Origin of the sequence: Kaistia adipata DSM 17808 (genome assembly GCF_000423225.1) — a bacterium.
In the GTDB taxonomy this organism is placed as follows: Bacteria; Pseudomonadota; Alphaproteobacteria; order Rhizobiales; family Kaistiaceae; genus Kaistia; species Kaistia adipata.
The window spans coordinates 46,938-65,209 of the sequence record NZ_AUHO01000010.1; the positions used below are offsets into that span (position 1 = coordinate 46,938).

Annotated in this window: 16 protein-coding genes; 7 read left to right on the top strand and 9 right to left on the bottom strand. The window is 68.5% G+C overall.

From position 1 onward, the window contains the following. Positions 1-51 precede the first annotated feature (51 nt). A complete protein-coding gene (gene ccmB / locus G539_RS0109095) occupies positions 52-723 on the bottom strand; it encodes a heme exporter protein CcmB (protein ID WP_029074917.1) in 672 nt (223 codons plus the stop codon). Then, entirely contained in the window at positions 720-1,340 is a 621-nt protein-coding gene (gene ccmA, locus G539_RS0109100) for a heme ABC exporter ATP-binding protein CcmA (RefSeq protein WP_029074918.1), read from the bottom strand. Before ccmA ends, ccmB begins: the two co-directional genes overlap by 4 nt. A 294-nt stretch (positions 1,341-1,634) precedes the next feature. Here ccmA and acnA point away from each other — a divergent pair, with 294 nt between their 5' ends. Together acnA and G539_RS24235 are read left to right on the top strand one after the other, a co-directional pair. Continuing rightward, positions 1,635-4,325, top strand: a complete 2,691-nt coding sequence (acnA, locus tag G539_RS0109105) for an aconitate hydratase AcnA (protein WP_029074919.1) — start codon at positions 1,635-1,637, stop codon at positions 4,323-4,325. 222 nt (positions 4,326-4,547) lie between these two features. Next, a complete protein-coding gene (locus G539_RS24235; RefSeq protein WP_051231242.1) occupies positions 4,548-5,345 on the top strand; it encodes a DUF1223 domain-containing protein in 798 nt (265 codons plus the stop codon). 10 nt (positions 5,346-5,355) lie between these two features. Here G539_RS24235 and htpG read toward each other — a convergent pair whose 3' ends face one another. Further along, a complete protein-coding gene (htpG, locus tag G539_RS0109115) occupies positions 5,356-7,254 on the bottom strand; it encodes a molecular chaperone HtpG (RefSeq protein WP_029074920.1) in 1,899 nt (632 codons plus the stop codon). Between the two features lie 608 nt (positions 7,255-7,862). Between htpG and G539_RS0109120 the strand changes: the two genes are divergently transcribed. After that, on the top strand, positions 7,863-8,204 hold the full coding sequence (locus tag G539_RS0109120) for a DUF2794 domain-containing protein (protein ID WP_029074921.1): 342 nt from the start codon (positions 7,863-7,865) through the stop codon (positions 8,202-8,204). 190 nt (positions 8,205-8,394) lie between these two features. Here G539_RS0109120 and G539_RS0109125 read toward each other — a convergent pair whose 3' ends face one another. The 4 genes from G539_RS0109125 to G539_RS0109140 all read right to left on the bottom strand — a co-directional run bounded on the left by G539_RS0109125 (position 8,395) and on the right by G539_RS0109140 (position 13,346). Then, the gene (locus G539_RS0109125) at positions 8,395-8,937 is read right to left on the bottom strand and encodes a GNAT family N-acetyltransferase (RefSeq protein ID WP_029074922.1); all 543 of its coding nucleotides are present in this window, start codon (positions 8,935-8,937) and stop codon (positions 8,395-8,397) included. 118 nt (positions 8,938-9,055) lie between these two features. Further along, positions 9,056-9,808: a Bax inhibitor-1/YccA family protein gene (locus tag G539_RS0109130; protein ID WP_029074923.1), complete on the bottom strand. Its 753-nt coding sequence runs from the start codon at positions 9,806-9,808 to the stop codon at positions 9,056-9,058. Between the two features lie 221 nt (positions 9,809-10,029). Then, positions 10,030-12,603: an ABC transporter permease gene (locus tag G539_RS0109135; protein ID WP_029074924.1), complete on the bottom strand. Its 2,574-nt coding sequence runs from the start codon at positions 12,601-12,603 to the stop codon at positions 10,030-10,032. Then, entirely contained in the window at positions 12,600-13,346 is a 747-nt protein-coding gene (locus G539_RS0109140; protein WP_029074925.1) for an ABC transporter ATP-binding protein, read from the bottom strand. The genes G539_RS0109135 and G539_RS0109140 overlap by 4 nt, the downstream gene beginning before the upstream one ends. A 114-nt stretch (positions 13,347-13,460) precedes the next feature. On the opposite strand from G539_RS0109140, the gene G539_RS0109145 reads away from it, so the two are divergent. The 4 genes from G539_RS0109145 to G539_RS0109160 all read left to right on the top strand — a co-directional run bounded on the left by G539_RS0109145 (position 13,461) and on the right by G539_RS0109160 (position 16,128). Next, positions 13,461-14,096, top strand: coding sequence for an arylesterase (locus G539_RS0109145; protein ID WP_035830900.1), 636 nt, complete (start codon positions 13,461-13,463; stop codon positions 14,094-14,096). Between the two features lie 58 nt (positions 14,097-14,154). Continuing rightward, positions 14,155-15,204 (top strand): aldo/keto reductase, encoded by a 1,050-nt coding sequence (locus G539_RS0109150; RefSeq protein ID WP_029074927.1) that lies wholly within the window; start codon positions 14,155-14,157, stop codon positions 15,202-15,204. A gap of 79 nt (positions 15,205-15,283) precedes the next feature. Beyond that, the gene (thpR, locus tag G539_RS0109155; RefSeq protein WP_029074928.1) at positions 15,284-15,838 is read left to right on the top strand and encodes an RNA 2',3'-cyclic phosphodiesterase; all 555 of its coding nucleotides are present in this window, start codon (positions 15,284-15,286) and stop codon (positions 15,836-15,838) included. Then, a complete protein-coding gene (locus G539_RS0109160; RefSeq protein WP_029074929.1) occupies positions 15,838-16,128 on the top strand; it encodes a 4a-hydroxytetrahydrobiopterin dehydratase in 291 nt (96 codons plus the stop codon). The genes thpR and G539_RS0109160 overlap by 1 nt, the downstream gene beginning before the upstream one ends. 35 nt (positions 16,129-16,163) lie before the next feature. Here G539_RS0109160 and G539_RS24240 read toward each other — a convergent pair whose 3' ends face one another. Together G539_RS24240 and rpmF are read right to left on the bottom strand one after the other, a co-directional pair. Next, complete coding sequence (locus tag G539_RS24240; protein WP_084639907.1) at positions 16,164-17,897, bottom strand: putative bifunctional diguanylate cyclase/phosphodiesterase; 1,734 nt, start codon at positions 17,895-17,897, stop codon at positions 16,164-16,166. A gap of 152 nt (positions 17,898-18,049) precedes the next feature. Next, the gene (gene rpmF, locus G539_RS0109170) at positions 18,050-18,235 is read right to left on the bottom strand and encodes a 50S ribosomal protein L32 (RefSeq protein ID WP_029074930.1); all 186 of its coding nucleotides are present in this window, start codon (positions 18,233-18,235) and stop codon (positions 18,050-18,052) included. Between the last annotated feature and the right edge of the window lie 37 nt (positions 18,236-18,272).

The window sequence follows — 18,272 nt, forward strand, 5'->3', positions numbered from 1 at the left end:
GAAGCACCTCGGGATGATGGCGGAGATGTCGAAGGCGGAGCCGAGGGGCTCTTAGTCCATCCCGGCGCGCAGCGCCGCGGCGGCGGCGACCGGGCCGATCACGGCGCTCGCCATGGAAAGCGCGACCAGGATCAGGAGCGGCGGCATCACCGGCAGGCCCGTCGTCGTCACCGCCGTGATCGTGCTGACGCCGAAGATCAGCACGGGAATGGTGAAGGGCAGCACCAGCACGGCGACGAGCAGGCCGCCGCGCCGGAGCGCCGTGATCAGCGCCGCGCCGATCGCGCCGATGAAGATCAGAGCCGGCGTGCCGATCAGCAGCGTCAGCGTGACGAGGCCGATCGCCGTGGCGTCGAGGCCGAGGATCAGGCCGAAGACCGGCGCGCCGAGCACCAGTGGCAGGCCGGTCGCCAGCCAGTGGCCGATCGCCTTGGCGAGCGCCACCAGCTCGAGCGGCAGGCCGGAGAGCATCAGCTGGTCGAGGCTGCCGTCGTCGCGATCGTCCTGGAACAGGCGGTCGAGGCCGAGCAGGGTGGCGAGCAGCGCCGCGATCCAGAGCATGGCCGGGCCGATGCGGGCGAGCAGCTTCATGTCCGGACCGACGCCGAACGGCACGACCGCCACTACCGACAGGAAAAAGATCAGCCCGACGAAGGCGCCGCCGCCGGCGCCGAGCGAAAGCTTCACGGTGCGCCCGACCAGGGCCAGGAACAGGCCCGTCATGCGGCACCGATGCGAAGCGTCGCGGCGGTCGCGACGGGGAGGGGGCGATGGGTCGCGGCGATGGCCAGGCCGCCGGCGCCAAGATGCGCCGCGAGCAGCGCGCCGAACACGGCTTCCGAGCGCGCGTCGAGCGCCGAGGTCGGCTCGTCGAGCAGCCAGAGCGGCCGGCGCACGACGAGTAGCCGCGCCAGGCTCGCCCGGCGCCGCTGGCCGGCCGAGAGATAGCCGGCCGGCATGTCGTCGAGATGGTCGAGCTCGACCTCTTCCAACGCCTCGATCACGGAGACGCCGGGGACGCCCATGACGCGGGCCCAGAGCGCCAGGTTGTCGTGCACGGTGAGCGACGGCTTGAGCCCGTCGAGATGGCCGAAATAATGAGCGCTTTCGCTGACCGGCCTCGGCTCGGTATCGGCGGTTTCGAGGCGGATGGAGCCCGCCGCGAGCGGCAGCAGTCCGGCGACGGCGCGTAGCAGCGTCGATTTGCCCGCCCCGTTGGCACCGGTCACCGCAAGCAGTTCGCCATCCTGCAGACGGAACGAAATATCAGAAAAAATGCTTCTGCCACCGCGATTTACGGCAATTTCTCTCGCCGACAGCTGGCTGGACGCACGATTCATGCGCAGCCCCGGCCCGGAGCTGACGTCGGGTTCGGTTGCGGTTGAGCAGCTTTGAAAGATTCCAAGCGCGGCGACTTTCGTTGATCTGGCTTCTCCTTACGAAATTCATTATAAGGCCTGCAACCCGGCGCGCCGGTCGCGCCGCGGTCGAGACCTGCGTCACCACCCCAGGGATGGACCGCGTGCCGAGCCATACTCCGCCGCCTCCTTGGGTGCGCCTGACCGGGTCGGGCACGCTTCGTGCTTCGACTTCGGCTAGGCGTTTCCGCGACTGAACCGAGGACGAATCCTACCGTGAGCACCCAGCATCCCGACAGCTTCAAATCCCGCAAGACCCTGCAGGTCGGCGCGGAGAGCTATGTCTATTTCAGCCTGAAGGACGCGGAGCAGAACGGGCTTCCCGGCATCTCCACGCTGCCCTTCTCGTTGAAGGTGCTGCTCGAGAACCTGCTCCGCAACGAAGACGGCCGCACCGTCACCAAGACCGACATCATCGCCATCAAGGATTGGCTGGTGTCGCGCGGCAAGGACGAGCGCGAGATCGCCTATCGCCCGGCGCGCGTGCTGATGCAGGACTTCACCGGCGTTCCGGCCGTGGTCGACCTCGCCGCCATGCGCGACGCGATGGTCAATCTCGGCGGCGACGCCAAGCGGATCAACCCGCTGGTGCCGGTCGACCTGGTCATCGACCACTCGGTCATCGTCAATTTCTTCGGCAACCAGCAGGCCTTCGGCAAGAACGTCGCCGAGGAATACAAGCAGAACCAGGAGCGCTACCGCTTCCTGAAGTGGGGCCAGTCGGCCTTCGACAATTTCCGCGTCGTGCCGCCCGGCACCGGCATCTGCCACCAGGTCAACCTCGAATACCTGGCCCAGACCGTCTGGACCAAGACCGAGAACGGCGAGACCGTCGCCTATCCCGACACCTGCGTCGGCACCGATAGCCACACCACCATGGTGAACGGCCTCGGCGTGCTCGGCTGGGGCGTCGGCGGCATCGAGGCCGAGGCGGCCATGCTCGGCCAGCCCGTCTCCATGCTGATCCCGGAAGTCATCGGCTTCAAGCTGACCGGCAAGCTGAACGAGGGCATCACCGCCACCGATCTCGTGCTGACCGTCACGCAGATGCTGCGCAAGAAGGGCGTCGTCGGCAAGTTCGTCGAGTTCTTCGGCCCGGGCCTCGAGCACCTGTCGCTCGCCGACCGCGCCACCATCGGCAACATGGCGCCGGAATATGGCGCGACCTGCGGCTTCTTCCCGGTCGACGGCGAGACGATCGCCTATCTCGACGAGACCGGCCGCGACCCCAAGCGCATCGCGCTGGTCGAGGCCTACACCAAGGCGCAGGGCCTGTGGCGCGAGCCCGGCTCGGCCGACCCGCTGTTCACCGACGTGCTCGAGCTCGACATCGGCTCGGTGCTGCCGTCGCTCGCCGGCCCGAAGCGCCCGCAGGACCGCGTCCTGCTCTCCGACGCCAAGTCGGGCTTCCTCGCCTCGCTCGAGGGTGAGTTCAAGAAGGCCGGCGAGGCCGACAAGCGCTTCGCCGTCGCCGACACCGACTACACCATCGGCCATGGCGACGTGACGATCGCCGCCATCACGTCCTGCACCAACACCTCGAACCCGAGCGTGCTGATCGCCGCCGGCCTGCTGGCCCGCAACGCGGTCGCCAAGGGCCTGAAGTCGAAGCCGTGGGTCAAGACCTCGCTGGCACCGGGATCGCAGGTGGTCGAGGAATACCTCGCCTCCGCCAACCTGCAGAAGGACCTCGACGCGCTCGGCTTCAACCTGGTCGGCTTTGGCTGCACCACCTGCATCGGCAATTCCGGTCCGCTGCCGGAGAACATCTCGGCCGCCATCAACCAGGGTGACCTGGTCGCCGCCGCCGTGCTGTCGGGCAACCGCAACTTCGAAGGTCGCGTCAATCCGGACGTCAAGGCGAACTACCTCGCCTCGCCGCCGCTGGTCGTCGCCTATGCGCTGGCCGGCTCGCTGCAGATCGACCTGACGACCGAGCCGCTCGGCACGGGGTCAGACGGCCAGCCCGTCTACCTCAAGGACATCTGGCCCTCGAACCAGGAAATCGCGACCTTCATCCGCGAGAACGTCACCAAGAAGATGTTCCAGACGAAGTATGCCGACGTCTTCAAGGGCGACGAGAACTGGCAGAAGATCGCCGTTCCGCAGGGCGAGACCTACGCCTGGGACAACAAGTCGACCTACGTCCAGAACCCGCCCTATTTCGTCGGCATGCAGCGCAAGCCGAGCGCCATCACGGACATCGAGAACGCCCGCGTGCTCGGCCTGTTCCTCGATTCGATCACGACCGACCACATCTCGCCGGCCGGTTCGATCAAGCCGGCCTCGCCGGCGGGCAAGTATCTGTCGGACAACGGCGTCGCCGTGGTCGACTTCAACCAGTACGGCACGCGTCGCGGCAATCATGAGGTCATGATGCGCGGCACCTTCGCCAACATCCGCATCAAGAACCAGATGCTGGGCGGCAAGGAAGGCGGCTTCACGCTGCACGAGCCGGACGGCGTCGAGATGCCGATCTACGACGCGGCGATGAGGTACAAGACCGAGGGCACCCCGCTGGTGATCTTCGCCGGCAAGGAATACGGCACCGGTTCGTCGCGTGACTGGGCCGCCAAGGGCACCAACCTGCTCGGCGTCCGCGCCGTCGTCGCCCAGTCCTTCGAGCGCATCCATCGCTCGAACCTGGTCGGCATGGGCGTCGTGCCGCTCGTCTTCGAGGAGGGCACCTCCTGGCAGACGCTCGGCCTCAAGGGTGACGAGACGGTGACGATCAAGGGCATCGCCGGCGATTTGAAGCCGCGCCAGATGCTCGACGCGGAAATCACCTTCGCCGACGGCTCGAAGAAGATCGTTCCGCTGCTCTGCCGAATCGATACGCTCGACGAGCTCGACTACTTCAAGAACGGCGGCATCCTGCAATACGTGCTCCGGAACCTCGTCGCCTAAGCGTTTCGCAGACCCCTGCGATCGCATTTTCGTGATCGACCGCGCCGCTGCCTTCCCGGGCCGCGGCGCGGTTTTTTTGTATGGACATCTGTCGGAGGGCGCCGAATCCTCACGTGTGGTCACCGCGATTTGAATGGCTTGGCGGCGGGGGCGGATCTAAGGTTTGAAGCGACACGCGCCGCGCGCCGCGCGCGCTGCAATGCTCAGGACAAGTTGCGGGGCATGTTCATTCCAAGATCCGGCCTGATCGTCGCTGCTATCGGCGCGTGCCTTCTGACGGCGATCTCGGCCTGGGCGGCCGAGACCGTTCCAGCCCCGGCGACGCCGGTGACGGCGGTCCTGGAGCTCTTCACCAGCCAGGGATGCGCGTCCTGCCCGCCGGCCGACGAGGTCCTGGAGGATTTCGCCAAGCGTCCCGACATCGTCGCGCTGTCGCTGCCGGTCGACTACTGGGACTATCTCGGCTGGAAGGACACGTTGGCGCGCAAGGAGTTCACGCTGCGGCAGAAGGCCTATGCCAATGCCCGCGGCGACCGCCAGATCTACACGCCGCAGATGATCGTCAATGGCCGCACGCATGTGGTCGGCAGCGACCGCGCCGCGATCGACGCCGCGCTCAAGGCGGAAGTGCCACTCGGCGTGCCGATCGAAATCGGCATGACGGCCGATGCCATCAAGGTCGCGATCGGGGCGACCAGGGATCCGTCGACGCCGAAGGCGCGCAAGGGTACGATCTGGCTGGCGCTCTACAAGCGCCATGTCGACGTGCCGATCCGCAAGGGCGAGAACCAGGACCGGACGCTCACCTACTACAATGTCGTCACCAAGCTCCGGCCGATCGCCATGTGGCGCGGCGACGCGACCACGGTCGACCTGCCGATGAGCGAATACCGCCAGGCGCATGCCGATGGCTGCGCCGTGCTGCTGCAGGCGGAAACCGTCAATGGCGAGCCGGGCGAGATGCTCGGCGCCGCCTTTTTCGAGAAGGACGCGGAATGGGTGAGCGCGCCGGCCCCGTAGCCGCGGCGCGTCAGGCCGCTCCGGAAAGCGTCTTTTCCATCAGGCTCGCCAGCGCCTTGGCGAAGGCGGCCGGATCGTCCGGCGCCTCGCCGTCGAGGATGCGCGCCAGGCCGAAGATCAGCGGCGCCGCCGCATCGACGCTCGCCGCCGCCGCGCCGCCTTCGGCCGCCTGCGCCGCCAGGCCGGCGATCAGCGGATGCGACGGGTTCAGCTCGAGGATCGCCGCCATGCGGCCGCCGGCGCCGTCACGGCTCGCCAGGATCTTTTCCAATTGGCGGTCGGGACCGAATTCCGGCGCCACCAGGCAGGCCGGGCTGGTCGCCAGCCGGGTCGAGCCGCGCACCTCCGCCACCTTGTCGCCGAGCGCCTGCTTGAGGCGGGCGGCGAGCGCGGCGAGCGCCGCGTCGGAGGTCTTCTCGTCGGTCGCCGAGGCGTCGTCGAGGGCGGGGATCGCGTCGAGCTGGGCTGCGCCCTGCGTGACCGATTCGAACGGCTTGCCGTCGAAGCCGAGCGCCGTGCGGACCCAGAAGGCGTCGACCGGATCGGCGAGCATCAGCACCTCGATGCCGCGCTTGGCGAAGCCTTCGAGATGCGGACTGGCGGCGATCGTCGCGGCATCGTCGCCGAGCGCGTAGTAGATCGCTGTCTGGTTCGGGCGGAAGCCGGCGACGATGTCGGCCAGGCTGCGCCAGGCGTCGCCGCCCGTCGTCGTCTTGAAGCGGGCGAGCTTGAACAGCGCGTCGCGGCGGTCGGGCGCCTCGTAGAGGCCTTCCTTCAGCACGGCGCCGAAGGCCTCCCAGACCTTCGCGAAGCGCTCGGGATCGTCTGTGGCGAGCTTGTCGAGATCCGTCAGCACGCGGTTGGTGACGCCCTTGCCGATCGCCTCGATGACCGGGTTCTTCTGCAGCATCTCGCGCGACAGGTTGAGCGGCAGGTCCTCGGAATCGATCACGCCGCGCACGAAGCGCAGCCAGGGCGGCAGGATCTCCGCCTCGTCGGTGATGAAGACGCGGCGGACATAGAGCTTGACCTTGCCGCGCCGCTCCGGCTCGAACAGGTCGAACGGCCGCGACGAGGGCACGTAGAGCAGCACGGAATATTCGGTGCGGCCCTCGGCGCGATAGTGGATGGTCACGGCCGGGTCGTCGAAGCGGCCGCCGACATGGCCGTAGAACTCCTTGTATTCCTCTTCCGTCACGGCCGATTTCGGCTTGCGCCAGAGCGCGCTGCCATCGGCGAGCTGCTCCTCCTCGCCGTCGGCAAGCTTCAGCACGATCGGCACGGGCACATGCGCCGAATAGGCGGTGACGATGCGCTCGATCGTCTCCGTCTCGGCATAGGCGGCGCTCTCCGCGTTGAGATGCAGCACGATGCGGGTGCCGCGCGCCGGCGCGTCGGCGAGGTCGACCGGCTCGACCTCGTAGGCGCCCTTGCCGTCGGAATGCCAGCGCCAGGCCTCGTCGGTGCCGGCCTTGCGCGAGGTCACGGTGACGCTGTCAGCGACCATGAAGGCGGAGTAGAAGCCGACGCCGAACTGACCGATCAGCGCCGAACCCTTGGCGCCTTCGCCGGCCTGCTTGAGGAAGGCCCGCGTGCCCGACTGGGCGATGGTGCCGAGATTGTCGATCAGTTCCTGCCGGCTCATGCCGATGCCGTTGTCGGCGATGGCGAGGCCCGGCGCGGCCTTGTCGGCCTCGATCTCGATTTTGAAGGCTTCGTCGCCCGCGGCTAGCGCCGGCTCGGCCAGCGCCAGCGTGCGCAGCTTCTCGCAGGCGTCGGCGGCGTTGGAGACGAGCTCGCGCAGGAAGACGTCGCGGTTGGAATAGACGGAATGCACCATCATGTGCAGCAGGCGCGAGACCTCGGCTTCGAACGAGCGGGTCTCCGCGGCGGGCTTTGGATCGGACACGCTTTTCCTCCGGCGTCGGACCGTCCCGGGCGGCGGATCGCCGTCGCGGGGGCGGTTGGTGGGCGGGCGCCCCGCGCAGGGGGCGGCGCTGATATCGCCGGTCGGCGTCGCAGTTTCAAGACGATCGCGGTCGTCGAAGCGTTTTCGGGCGAATTGGAGGCCGGTTCGGGCGCAGGCGCGCGCTCCGCCACGCGGGCCGCGTGGCGAAAGAAAATGGCCGGGCGGGACCGGCCAGAGGGCAATTTTGGGAGGGGAATGCGCTTCGGAAGCCTTGGTTCGAAGGTGGTCCGACCCAACCGAGGACCCCGGGGGGCTGGGGGGCTGAGAAATTCCGAAGCCTTGATCAGGCCGGACCGTTCGAAGCGATGGTGATGTTTTGCCAGTCCAATGCGGCCGGTGCCGGGCCGAAAAAGGGCGGAATAGTGAATTTTTCGAAAGGTCCTTCACGCCTTCGTGAGCTGCCGCAGCGGAATGGCCGGCCGCCGGCGGGGCCGGCTTGCCACGCCCGGTCATCGGAGCGATCATGACGGTTTGACGACGGTGCAAACTGGCAACGGGAGGCGCCTGTGAGCGACGGAGAGGAAAAGGCGATAGCCGGTGGCGGCGCGATGCTTCTGTCGCTCACCCCACCGGAAACGGCCAAGGCCGTTCCCTTGATCAGCTTCAACCGGCTCGAACTGAACGAGATCCTCAGGGTGTATGGCCGCATGGTCGCCGCCGGCGAATGGCGCGACTATGCGATCGATCACCTGCGCGACAAGGCCGTGTTCTCGATCTTCCGGCGCTCGTCCGAGATGCCGCTCTACAAGGTGATCAAGGACCCGGAGCTGCGCAACCGCCAGGGCGCCTATTCGGTGGTGGCGGCGGGCGGCTATGTGATGAAGCGCGGCCATGACCTGCGCCAGGTGCTCGCCGTGCTCGACGGCAAGCTGAAGCTGGTGCATGGCTGAGGGCATTCCGGACGCCTAGGAAGGCAGACGGGCCGACATCCTGCATGATCCTGAGGTGCTCCGCATGAGCGCAGCCCCGAGGGACGAGCGCCCTCTAGGTTCGACGTTGGCGGTGTTTCCCCGACGATCCTTCGAGGCCCGGTTTCGCCGGGAGCCTCCATGAGGGTCGAGTCTCGGACATGCGCCAGCTCTACAGGCTCGGCGGCGTATCGCTGCCGGTGCCGAGGGTTCGCTGCATCATCACGCAGTCGAGCCAGCGTCCGTGCTTCCAGCCGACATTCTCCAGGATGCCGACATGGCGGAAGCCGAGCGCGGCGTGCAGCCGGATCGAGGCCTCGTGGCGGGAATCGCCGATGATGCCGACCATCTGGCGGAAGCCCGCTTCGGTCGATGCCTCGATCAGCGCGGTCAGCAGCAGCCGGCCGATGCCATGGCCCTGCGCGTCGGCGGCGAGATAGATCGAATCCTCCACCGTCGAGCGGTAGGCGGCGCGCAGCCGGTAGGGGCCGGCATAGGCATAGCCGACGACCCGTTCCCCGCTCGTCGCCACCAGATAGGGATGGCTCGCCGCCTTCAGCATGGCGTGCCGCCGCCGCATCTCGTCCTCCGATGGCGGATCGAGCTCGAAGCTCGCCGTGCCGTGGTGGACGGCGTGGGCATAGATGGTGGTGATCGCGGCCAGATCCTCCACCGCGACGGGGCGGATCAGGATCGCATCCGGGGCGGTCGGCATCGCATTCTCCATGGCGGGGCGGGCAAGCCTAGCAGCGCTGCGGAGCGCGGCAAGAACCGCCGAAACAAAAAGGGCGCGGCCTTGGCCGCGCCCTCCGTCTCGTCGCTGATGCCCCGCCTTAGCGGCGGTCGCCGAACAGGCGCAGCAGCATCAGGAACAGGTTGATGAAGTCGAGATAGAGCGTCAGCGCGCCCATGATCGCCTTCCGGCCGGCGACGGTACCGTCATCGCCGACATAGTACATTTCCTTGATCTTCTGCGTGTCATAGGCGGTCAGGCCCGTGAAGATCAGCACGCCGAGGACCGAGATCGCGAAGCCCATCGCCGACGAGCCAACGAAGATGTTGACGATCGAGGCGATGATGATGCCGATCAGGCCCATGAACAGGAACGAGCCCATTCCGGTCAGGTCACGCTTCGTCGTGTAGCCATAGAGGCTCATGGCGCCGAAGGTGGCGGCGGTGATGAAGAACACCTGCGTGATCGACTGCGCCGTGTAGGCGACGAAGATCGTCGTCAGCGAAACGCCCATCAGGGCCGAATAGCCCCAGAAGGTCATCTGCGCGGCGGGGACCGACATGCGCTGGATCCCGAAGGACAGCACGAACACCAGCGCCACCGGCGCCAGCACGATCACCCACATCAGCGGGCTGCCGAACAGCACCTGGCCGAGCGCCGTCGGCTGCAGGCCGGCCGCCGTCTCGACGAAGGCCAGCTTGAACATGCCGATCGAGGCCGCGCCGGTGATCAGCAGGCCGATCGCCATGTAATTGTAGACCTGCAGCATGTGGCTGCGCAGGCCCTGGTCGACAACACCGGTTTCGGCACGCGCTGCGCCAAACGGTGAGACGCGATTGTCGAAATCTGCCATCGAAGTCCTCTCCGAACCAAAAAATCCGCGGACGTTCTGCCGCGAAACCCCCGTTTCCACCGCCCGGCGTCAGGAACCATTTCGGTTCCGCCCGGCGACAAACCCTCGGGTGCTCATGCGATATGGGCATCCCGACTGTACCCCGCAAGTGACCCGCCCGATGATTTCGGACGGTTGCGTGACCCAATTATCGCGATGGTAATCGATGACCGTTTCTGCGCCTACAGGTTTCTGAGCACCGGCGCGGCCTTTTGGCCGAGCAACCGCCAGGTTCCGGCGAGGCCGAGGCCGATGGTCAGCGCCACCGCGATCAGCGCCGCCGCCGCGGCGGTCACCGGGAAGACGGTGAAGGGCTGGTTCATCACGCCCGAGACCACGCCCCAGGCGGCGAGCGAGCCGGCGATGACGGCGAAGACGGCGGTCGCGAGGCCGAGAAGGCCGTATTCGAGCCCGAAGGCGAAGAGCAATTGCCGCCGTGTCGCGCCCAGCGTCTTCAGGATGACCGCGTCGTAGAGGCGCTGCCGGTGGCCGGCGGCGAGCGCGCCGGCGAGCACCAGCACCGAGGCGGCGAGCGCGATCGACGAGGCGACGCGGATCGCCAGCATCAACTGGTCGAGGATCGACGAGATGCGCTCGAGCGCCTCGCGCACGCGGATCGCGGTGACGGCGGGAAAATCCTTGCCGACGTCACGCATCAGCGCCGCCTCGCGCGCCGGATCGGCGCCGCCCGGATAGGACAGCGTCGCCAGCATCGAATAGGGGGCGCCGGCGAAGGTCGAGGGCGAGAACACCATGACGAAGTTGATAGCCAGGCTCTCCCAGGCGACCTCGCGCAGATTGGCGATCGTCGCCGTGATCTCGCGGCCGAGCACGTTCACCGTCACCGTGTCGCCGGGGCCGACGCCGAGGCCGCGCGCGACGCCGGCCTCCATCGAGACGAGCGGCGGGCCCGCATAGTCGGCCTTCCACCATTCGCCCGCGACGATGCGCGAATTCTTCGGCGGCTCCGTCGAAAAGGTGATGCCGCGATCGCCCTTCAGCGCCCAGGCGACGTCGGGCGCCGGCGTGACCTGCGCCGCAGGTGTCTGGTTGAGGGCGATGATACGGCCGCGCAGCATCGGCACGCTCTCGACGGTGCTTCCCGGTACTTCCTTGTTGAGGAAGTCGAGGAAGGCGGGCGCCTCGGAATTCTGCACGTCGAGGAAGAAGAAGCTCGGCGCCCGTTCGGGCAGCGATTGCGTCAGCTGCCGGTGCAGATTGCCGTCGATCAGCGCGATCGTCACCAGCACGGTGAGGCCGAGGCCGAGCGACAGCACGACCGAGCCGGTCAGCGCGCCGGGGCGGTGGATGTTGCCGATGGCGAGGCGCCATTCGGTCGAGCGGGCGCGCGGCGCGCGGCGGGCGAGCGCCGTCACCACGAAGGCGACGACGCGCAGCAGCAGGAAGGCGCCGGCGACGCCGATGACGAAATAGAGCGCGATGCGCCGGTCATAGGCGAGCAGGATGGCAAGCCCGGCCAGCGCCGCGGCGGAAAGGATCGCGAGCCCGAGGAAGGCGAGGCGCGGCCTCGACGCGCCGAAGGCGGCGGCGTCGCGGAACAGCGCCGTCGGCGCGATGTCGCGGGCGCGGCCGAGCGGCACCAGCGCGAAGGTGAGCGCCGTCATCAGCCCGTAGAGCGCGGCATAGGCGAGCGCGCCGGGATAGAAGCCCGTCTCGGCCCCGACCGGCAGCACGTCGGCGAGGAACTGCAGCGCCAGGATCGGTACCAGCGCTCCGATGGCGAGCCCGATGCCGACGCCGATCAGCGCGATGACGAGGATCTGGATCAGATAGAGCTGGGTGACGAGGCGGCCCGGCGCGCCGAGCGAGCGCAAGGTCGCGATGACGGGGCGCTTCACCTGCATGAAGGCACCGACCGCGTTGGCGACGCCGACGCCGCCGACGATCAGGGCGGCGAGGCCGACCAAGGTCAGGTACTGCGCGAACTGGCCGATGTTGCGCTTCAGGCCCGGCGAGGCGTCGTCGCGGCTGCGGATCTGCCAGCCGGCCTGGGGCAGGGTGGTGTTGGTGGCCTCGGTCAGCGCGGCGACATCGGCGTCCGAGGTGCCGGGCGGCAGGCGCAGGCGGTAGCTCCACTGCACCAGGCTGCCCGGCTGGACGAGGCCGGTCTGTTCGAGGGTCGCCTTCGAGATCAGCAGGCGCGGGCCGAAGCCGAGCCCGGTCGCGAGCTTGTCCGGCTCGTCGGCGATGATGCCGGCAAGCGTCAGCTGCGTCTCGCCGACATGGATGCTGTCGCCGGGCTTCAGGCCGAGGCGGCTGAAGAGCTCGGGATCGGCGAGGGCTCGGCCGGCATCGAGCACGGCGTCGGCGTCGACGCCGTCCGTCGCCTTCAGGGTTCCGTAGAGTGGATAGGCGCTATCGACCGCCTTGATCTCGACCAGCGTCTGGTCGGAACCGTCGGGAAGCCGCGCCATGCCGCGGATCGCGGCGATCTCGGAAACTGGGCCGTGGCCCTCCAGGACGGCGCGCTCCTCCGCCGTCGCCTGGCGCTGCACCAGGGTGAAGGCGATGTCGCCGCCGAGGATCGCCTGGCCCTGGCGGGCGAGGCCGTCGGTCATGGCGCGCGATACGGAACCGACAGCGGCGATCGCCGCGACGCCGAGCGCGATGCAGGCGAGGAAGACGACGAAGCCGCGCAGGCCCCCGCGCAGCTCACGCAGCGCGAAACGCAGTGGCAGCGGCAAGGCGACTGACGGGCGGGGCGGGGCGGGCGTGGCGGCGGTCCCGGACGTCATCGGGCGGGGCTCCGCATCGCGTCGGATCCGGCCGCGTGGGCCTCGACCGCGCCGGTGTCGATGACGCCGGAATGGATGCGAATCATGCGGTCGCAGCGGCCGGCGAGCGCGTTGTCGTGGGTGACCAGCACCAGCGTGGTGCCGCGCTCGGCGCAGGTCGCGAACAGGAGGTCGGCGATCTCGCGGCCGGTCTTCTCGTCGAGATTGCCGGTCGGCTCGTCGGCGAACAGGATGGCCGGGCTCGCGACGAGGGCGCGGGCAATGGCGACGCGCTGCTGCTCGCCGCCGGAGAGCGCGGAGGGGTAGTGCTCCATCCGGTGGCCGAGCCCGACCAGCTTGAGCTCCTCGGCGGCGCGGGCAAAGGCGTCGCGCGCGCCGGCGAGCTCAAGCGGCACGGCGACGTTTTCCAGCGCCGTCATGTTGGGGATCAGGTGGAAGGACTGGAAGATGATGCCGACATGGCGGCCGCGGAAGCGGGCGAGGCCGTCCTCGTCGAGCGCGGCGAGATCGGTACCGGCGACCAGGACGCGGCCGCGATCAACCCGCTCCAGGCCTGCCATCGTCATCAGCAGGGTGGATTTTCCCGAGCCCGACGGCCCGATCAGCGCGACGCTCTCGCCGGCCTCGACCGCGAGCGAGACGTGCTTCAGGATGTGGACGCGCGCCGCCCCCGATCCGAGCGCCAGTTCGACCGAGGAGAGTTCGATGACGGCGTCGGATGATTTCGGGGCTGTATCAAGCACGCGTTCGAACCCTATATTCCCGCGACGGGCAGGCTCGTCGATCGGAGGAAGCCGTGAAACGCCGGCGTCCTGCCGATCGCGGCGCGTTCGGCTCAATATGGTGGCAAATCGCAGATGATAAAGACCCTGACGCTGGCAATCTCGCTCCTCCTGGCCGGCCTCGCCGCCGCACCGGGTCCGGCTCTTGCCGCGCCGCTGCGCCTCGTCGTGCTCGGCGACAGCCTGTCGGCCGGCTACAATCTCGGGCCCGGCGAGGGCTTCACCGACCAGCTGCAGAAGGCGCTGGCCGCGAAGGGCCATGACGTCGTTGTCGTCAATGCCGGGGTTTCCGGCGATACTGCCGCCGCCGGCCTCGCCCGGCTCGACTGGTCGGTCGGGCCGGACGCCGAGGCCGTGATCGTCGAGCTCGGCGCCAACGACATGCTGCGCGGCTTCGATCCGGACAAGCCGCGCGAGGCGCTCGATGCCATCCTCACCCGCCTGAACGAGCGCAAGCTGCCGGTTCTGCTCGCCGGCATGCGCGCCGCGCCCAATCTCGGCCCCGACTATGCCCGCCGCTTCGACGGGTTGTACCCCGCGCTGGCCGACAAGCACGGCGCGATGCTATATCCGTTCTTCCTCGACGGCGTCGCGGCCCAGCCGGCGCTGCTGCTGGCGGACGGGATGCACCCGAATGCCGATGGCATCGCGGTGATCGTCGAGAAGATCCTTCCCGCCGTGGAGGAACTGGTCGCGCAAGCCGCGCGCTGACCTTCCTCCGCTCCCGCTGCTTCCCGCTTCCCGCCCGTCTTTCCCGGAGCTTTTCGCCATGGAATATCGTTCGCTCGGCCGGACCGACATCCGCGTGTCGGCCATCTGTCTCGGCACCATGACCTGGGGCCAGCAGAACACCGAGGCCGAGGGCCATGCCCAGATGGACTACGCCTTCGAGAAGGGCGTGAACTTCCTCGACACGGCGGAGCTCTATTCGATTCCGCCGAAGCCCGAGACGCAGGGCGCGACCGAGCGCATCATCGGCAACTGGATGAAGGCGCGGGGCAATCGCGACAAGGTCATCCTCGCTTCCAAGGTGTGCGGCCGCAACGGCTTCACCTGGTTCCGCGACGGCGCGAAGTCGACGCTGTCGCGCGCCCATATCCATGATGCGATCGACAAGAGCCTGAAGCGGCTGCAGACCGACTACATCGATCTCTACCAGTTGCACCAGCCCGACCGGCACGTGTCGCAGTGGGGCTCCAACCCGACCGTCTACCGCCATCCCGCGCCGGCGGCCGACGAGGTGTCGATCGAGGAGACGCTTTCGGCGCTCGACGAGCTGGTGAAGGCGGGCAAGGTGCGCCATGTCGGTCTCTCCAACGAATCCGCCTGGGGCACGATGCGTTTCCTGGCCGGCGCCGAGGCCGGCAAGGGGCCGCGCGTCGTCTCGGTCCAGAACGCCTACAATCTCCTGAACCGCACCTATGAGGTGAACCTCGCCGAGGTGACGATGCGCGAGGAGGTCGGCCTGCTCGCCTATTCGCCGCTCGCCCAGGGCTACCTCACCGGCAAGTACCAGAACGGGGCGCGGCCGGCCGGCGCGCGCACGACGCTGTTCAATCGCGGCGACCGCTACGAGACGCCGGGCGCGCACGAGGCGATCGACGCCTATCTCGGCATCGCCCGCGAGGCGGGCCTCGATCCGGCGCTGCTCGCCAACGCCTTCGTCACCAGCCGCGGCTTCGTCACCTCGAACATCATCGGCGCGACGTCGATGGAGCAACTCAAGGTCGCCATCGCCTCGGCCGACGTGGCGATCACGCCGGAGCTGGAGCAGAAGATCAACGCCGTGCACCAGTGGCGCGGCAATCCGTGCCCCTGAGGGGGCAGGAAAGGGCTTTACACCGGACCGGCAAACCGCGACGCTTGGCATTCCCGCCACCCGAAAAAGGAGGGCGACCATGCCGCGCCTGTTCACCGGTCTCGAGATCCCGGAGGACCTCGCCCAACGGCTTTCGTTCCTGCGCGGCGGCCTCGCCGGCGCGCGATGGATCGATGCGGAGAACTACCACGTCACCCTGCGCTTCATCGGCGACATCAACGACCGCACGGCCGACGAGGTCGCCGACGCGCTCGCGCGGGTCCGCCGCCGCGAATTCGACCTGCAGGTCGCGGGCCTCGATTCGTTCGGCAACGCCAAGCCGCATTCGCTGGTGGCGCGAATCGCCCCGTCGCGGGCGCTCTCCGAGTTGCAGGCCGAGCATGAGCGCATCCTGCAGCGCATCGGCCTGCCGCCGGAGGGGCGCAAATACACGCCGCATGTGACGCTGGCGCGGCTGCGCGGCACGCCGCATCGCGACGTGGCCGACTACCTCGCGTCGCGCGGCGGCCTGGCCAGCACGGCCGCCTTCCACGCCTCGCGTTTCGTGCTCTATTCGTCCAAGGCGTCGACCGGCGGCGGGCCCTATGTGATCGAGCAGACCTATCCGCTGGCCGAGTTCACGGAGGTGCGGTGATGTCGGGCAAGCTCGCGGAGGTCGAGCGCGCGACGGCGCTGGCCGGGCTCGATGGCTGGGCGCCGGTCGAGGGGCGCGACGCCATCACCAAGGTCTTCACCTTCGGCGATTTCCAGGAGGCCTTCGCCTTCATGACGCGCGCGGCGCTCCTCGCCGAGCGGATGAACCATCATCCGGAATGGTCGAACGTCTATCGCACGGTGACGGTCACGCTCACCACGCATGACGCGGGCGGGCTGACGGAGCGCGACATCGAGCTGGCGGAAGCGATGGACCGCTTCGCCCGGTAGGCAGGGCAGGCGGGGTAGGCGGAGCCGGATGCGCGTCAGCCCCAGGGCTCGGCTAGCCGGGCCTCGCCGCAGAGATGGCCCTGGATCCGGTCGACGCCCCAGCGGGCGAGAAGCGTGGCGGTGGCCTCGTCCTGCACGAACTCCGCCACCGTCTCGATGCCGAGGTCGCGCGCCAGCTCGATCAGGCGGCGGACGAAGATCTGGTCGTCCGGGCTCGTCGGCAGCGCCTCGATGAAACTGCCGTCGATCTTGACCATGTCGACGCTCAGGGCGCGCAGGTTGCGGAACGAGGTGAAGCCGGCGCCGAAATCGTCGATGGCGAAACGGGCGCCGAGATCGTGCAGCGCCGCGACGAAATAGGCCGTCTCGTTCAGGTTGCGGATGGCGCTGGTCTCGGTGATCTCGACGATCAGCCGGCCGCCGAGGTCCGGATGCGCGCCGACGAACTTGGCGAACTTCGCCAGCCAGTCGGGCCCCGTCGCCGTTTCCGGGGTCAGGTTGAGCGACAGCCGGGCCTCCGGGTGGCGCGCCAGGGTCTCCAGCACGCGATCGAGCACGGCGAGATCGAACAGGCGCGACAGGCCGAGCCGTTCGGCGATCGGCACGATCTGGCCGGCGGAGGCGATGCTGCCATCGGGCCTGGCGAGGCGCAGCAGCGCCTCGTGGAACACCGGCGACCGGCTGGTCACGTCGACCACCGGCTGGAAGGCGAGCCGCAGGCGCTGGTCGGACAGCGCGCCGATCAGCTGCTGCGACAGCGCGATGTTGGCGCGGCGCTCGGTCTCGTGCTCGGGCGAGGGCGCGTAGCCGACGAAACGGCCGCGACCGGCCTTGCGGGCCCGGCCGAGGCTGTCCTGTACCCGTTCCATGGCGAGCTCGCGATCGGTGGCGTCCTGCGGCAGGGCGATGCCGCCGATCGAGACGGTGACGGAGACGGTGCCTTCCGCCGTGGCGATGACGTCCTCGCGGATCGCGCTCAGGAAGCGCTCCGCCGCGAAGGTCATGTCGGTCTCGTCGCAGTTCATCAGGACGAGGCCAAGCTTGTGGCCGGAGAAGCGGCCCATGACGTCGCCCTCGCGCAGGCGACTGCGCAGGCGCCGGGCCACGGCGGCGAGCACGCGGTCGCCGGCGCGATAACCGAAGGCGTTGTTGATCAGGTTGAAGCTGTCGATCGAGATCAGCAGGAAGGCGGCGCTGCCGCCGTCGCGACGCGTGCCCTCGATCGTCCGGTCGAGGATGTCGAGCAGGCCGGACCGGTTGTAGAGCCCGGTCACCTCGTCATAGTGCGACAGGAAGGCGAGCCGCTGGTCGCGGGCATGGCGCTCGTTGACGATCCGCAGGATGCCCTCGGCGCGGCACGGTCCGTCGTTGCCTTCGGCATACCAGCGGCCGACATCCTCGATCCAGACGGGCGGGCCGGCGGGGCCCGCCGGGCGCAGCGCATATTCGACCTGGTAGGGAACGCCGGCGCCGGTGTCGGTGCCGCTCTTCAGGCAGTCCTGGCGCGATCGCTGGCTGGCGGCGTCGAGGAGGGCGGCGAAGGCAGCGCCGGTCGCGACGGGAACGCCGGCATCGAGGCCGAGTAACGAGGCGACGTCGCCCGCCCATTCGAGGCGATCGCCCGCGCGCGTCCAGCGATAGGCGATCGCGCCGATGCCGGCGAGAATCGCGTCGGTAGGGTTCCGCGGGGAAGTCAGGTCGGCGGCGCTCCCACGATTGTCCGGCACGAGGCGTCCTTTGCGCAGGCCGGTCGCAAGCGGCGACGGCATGGCGGGCAAGTCTAGAGAAAGGCCGTGACGAATGCCATGGGCGGCGAATGGGGGAGTCGCGGGGTCGGGGTTCGCCCAAAAGAAAAAGGGTCGGCGCTGGGCCGACCCTCTTGAACTTCTCGCATCGGGCGCCGCGAGGGCGCCCGGCGGACTCAGCCTTCGCTCTTCGGCGTCAGGATCTGACGGCCGCGATACATGCCGGTCTTGAGGTCGATGTGGTGCGGACGGCGCAGCTCACCCGAGTTCTTGTCCTCGGTGTAGGCCGGCTGCGTCAGGGCGTCGTGCGCGCGGCGCATGTTACGCTTAGACGGCGACGTCTTTCGCTTCGGAACAGCCATTTCAGTCTTCCTTCGTCATATGCCGTCGACCGGCGGC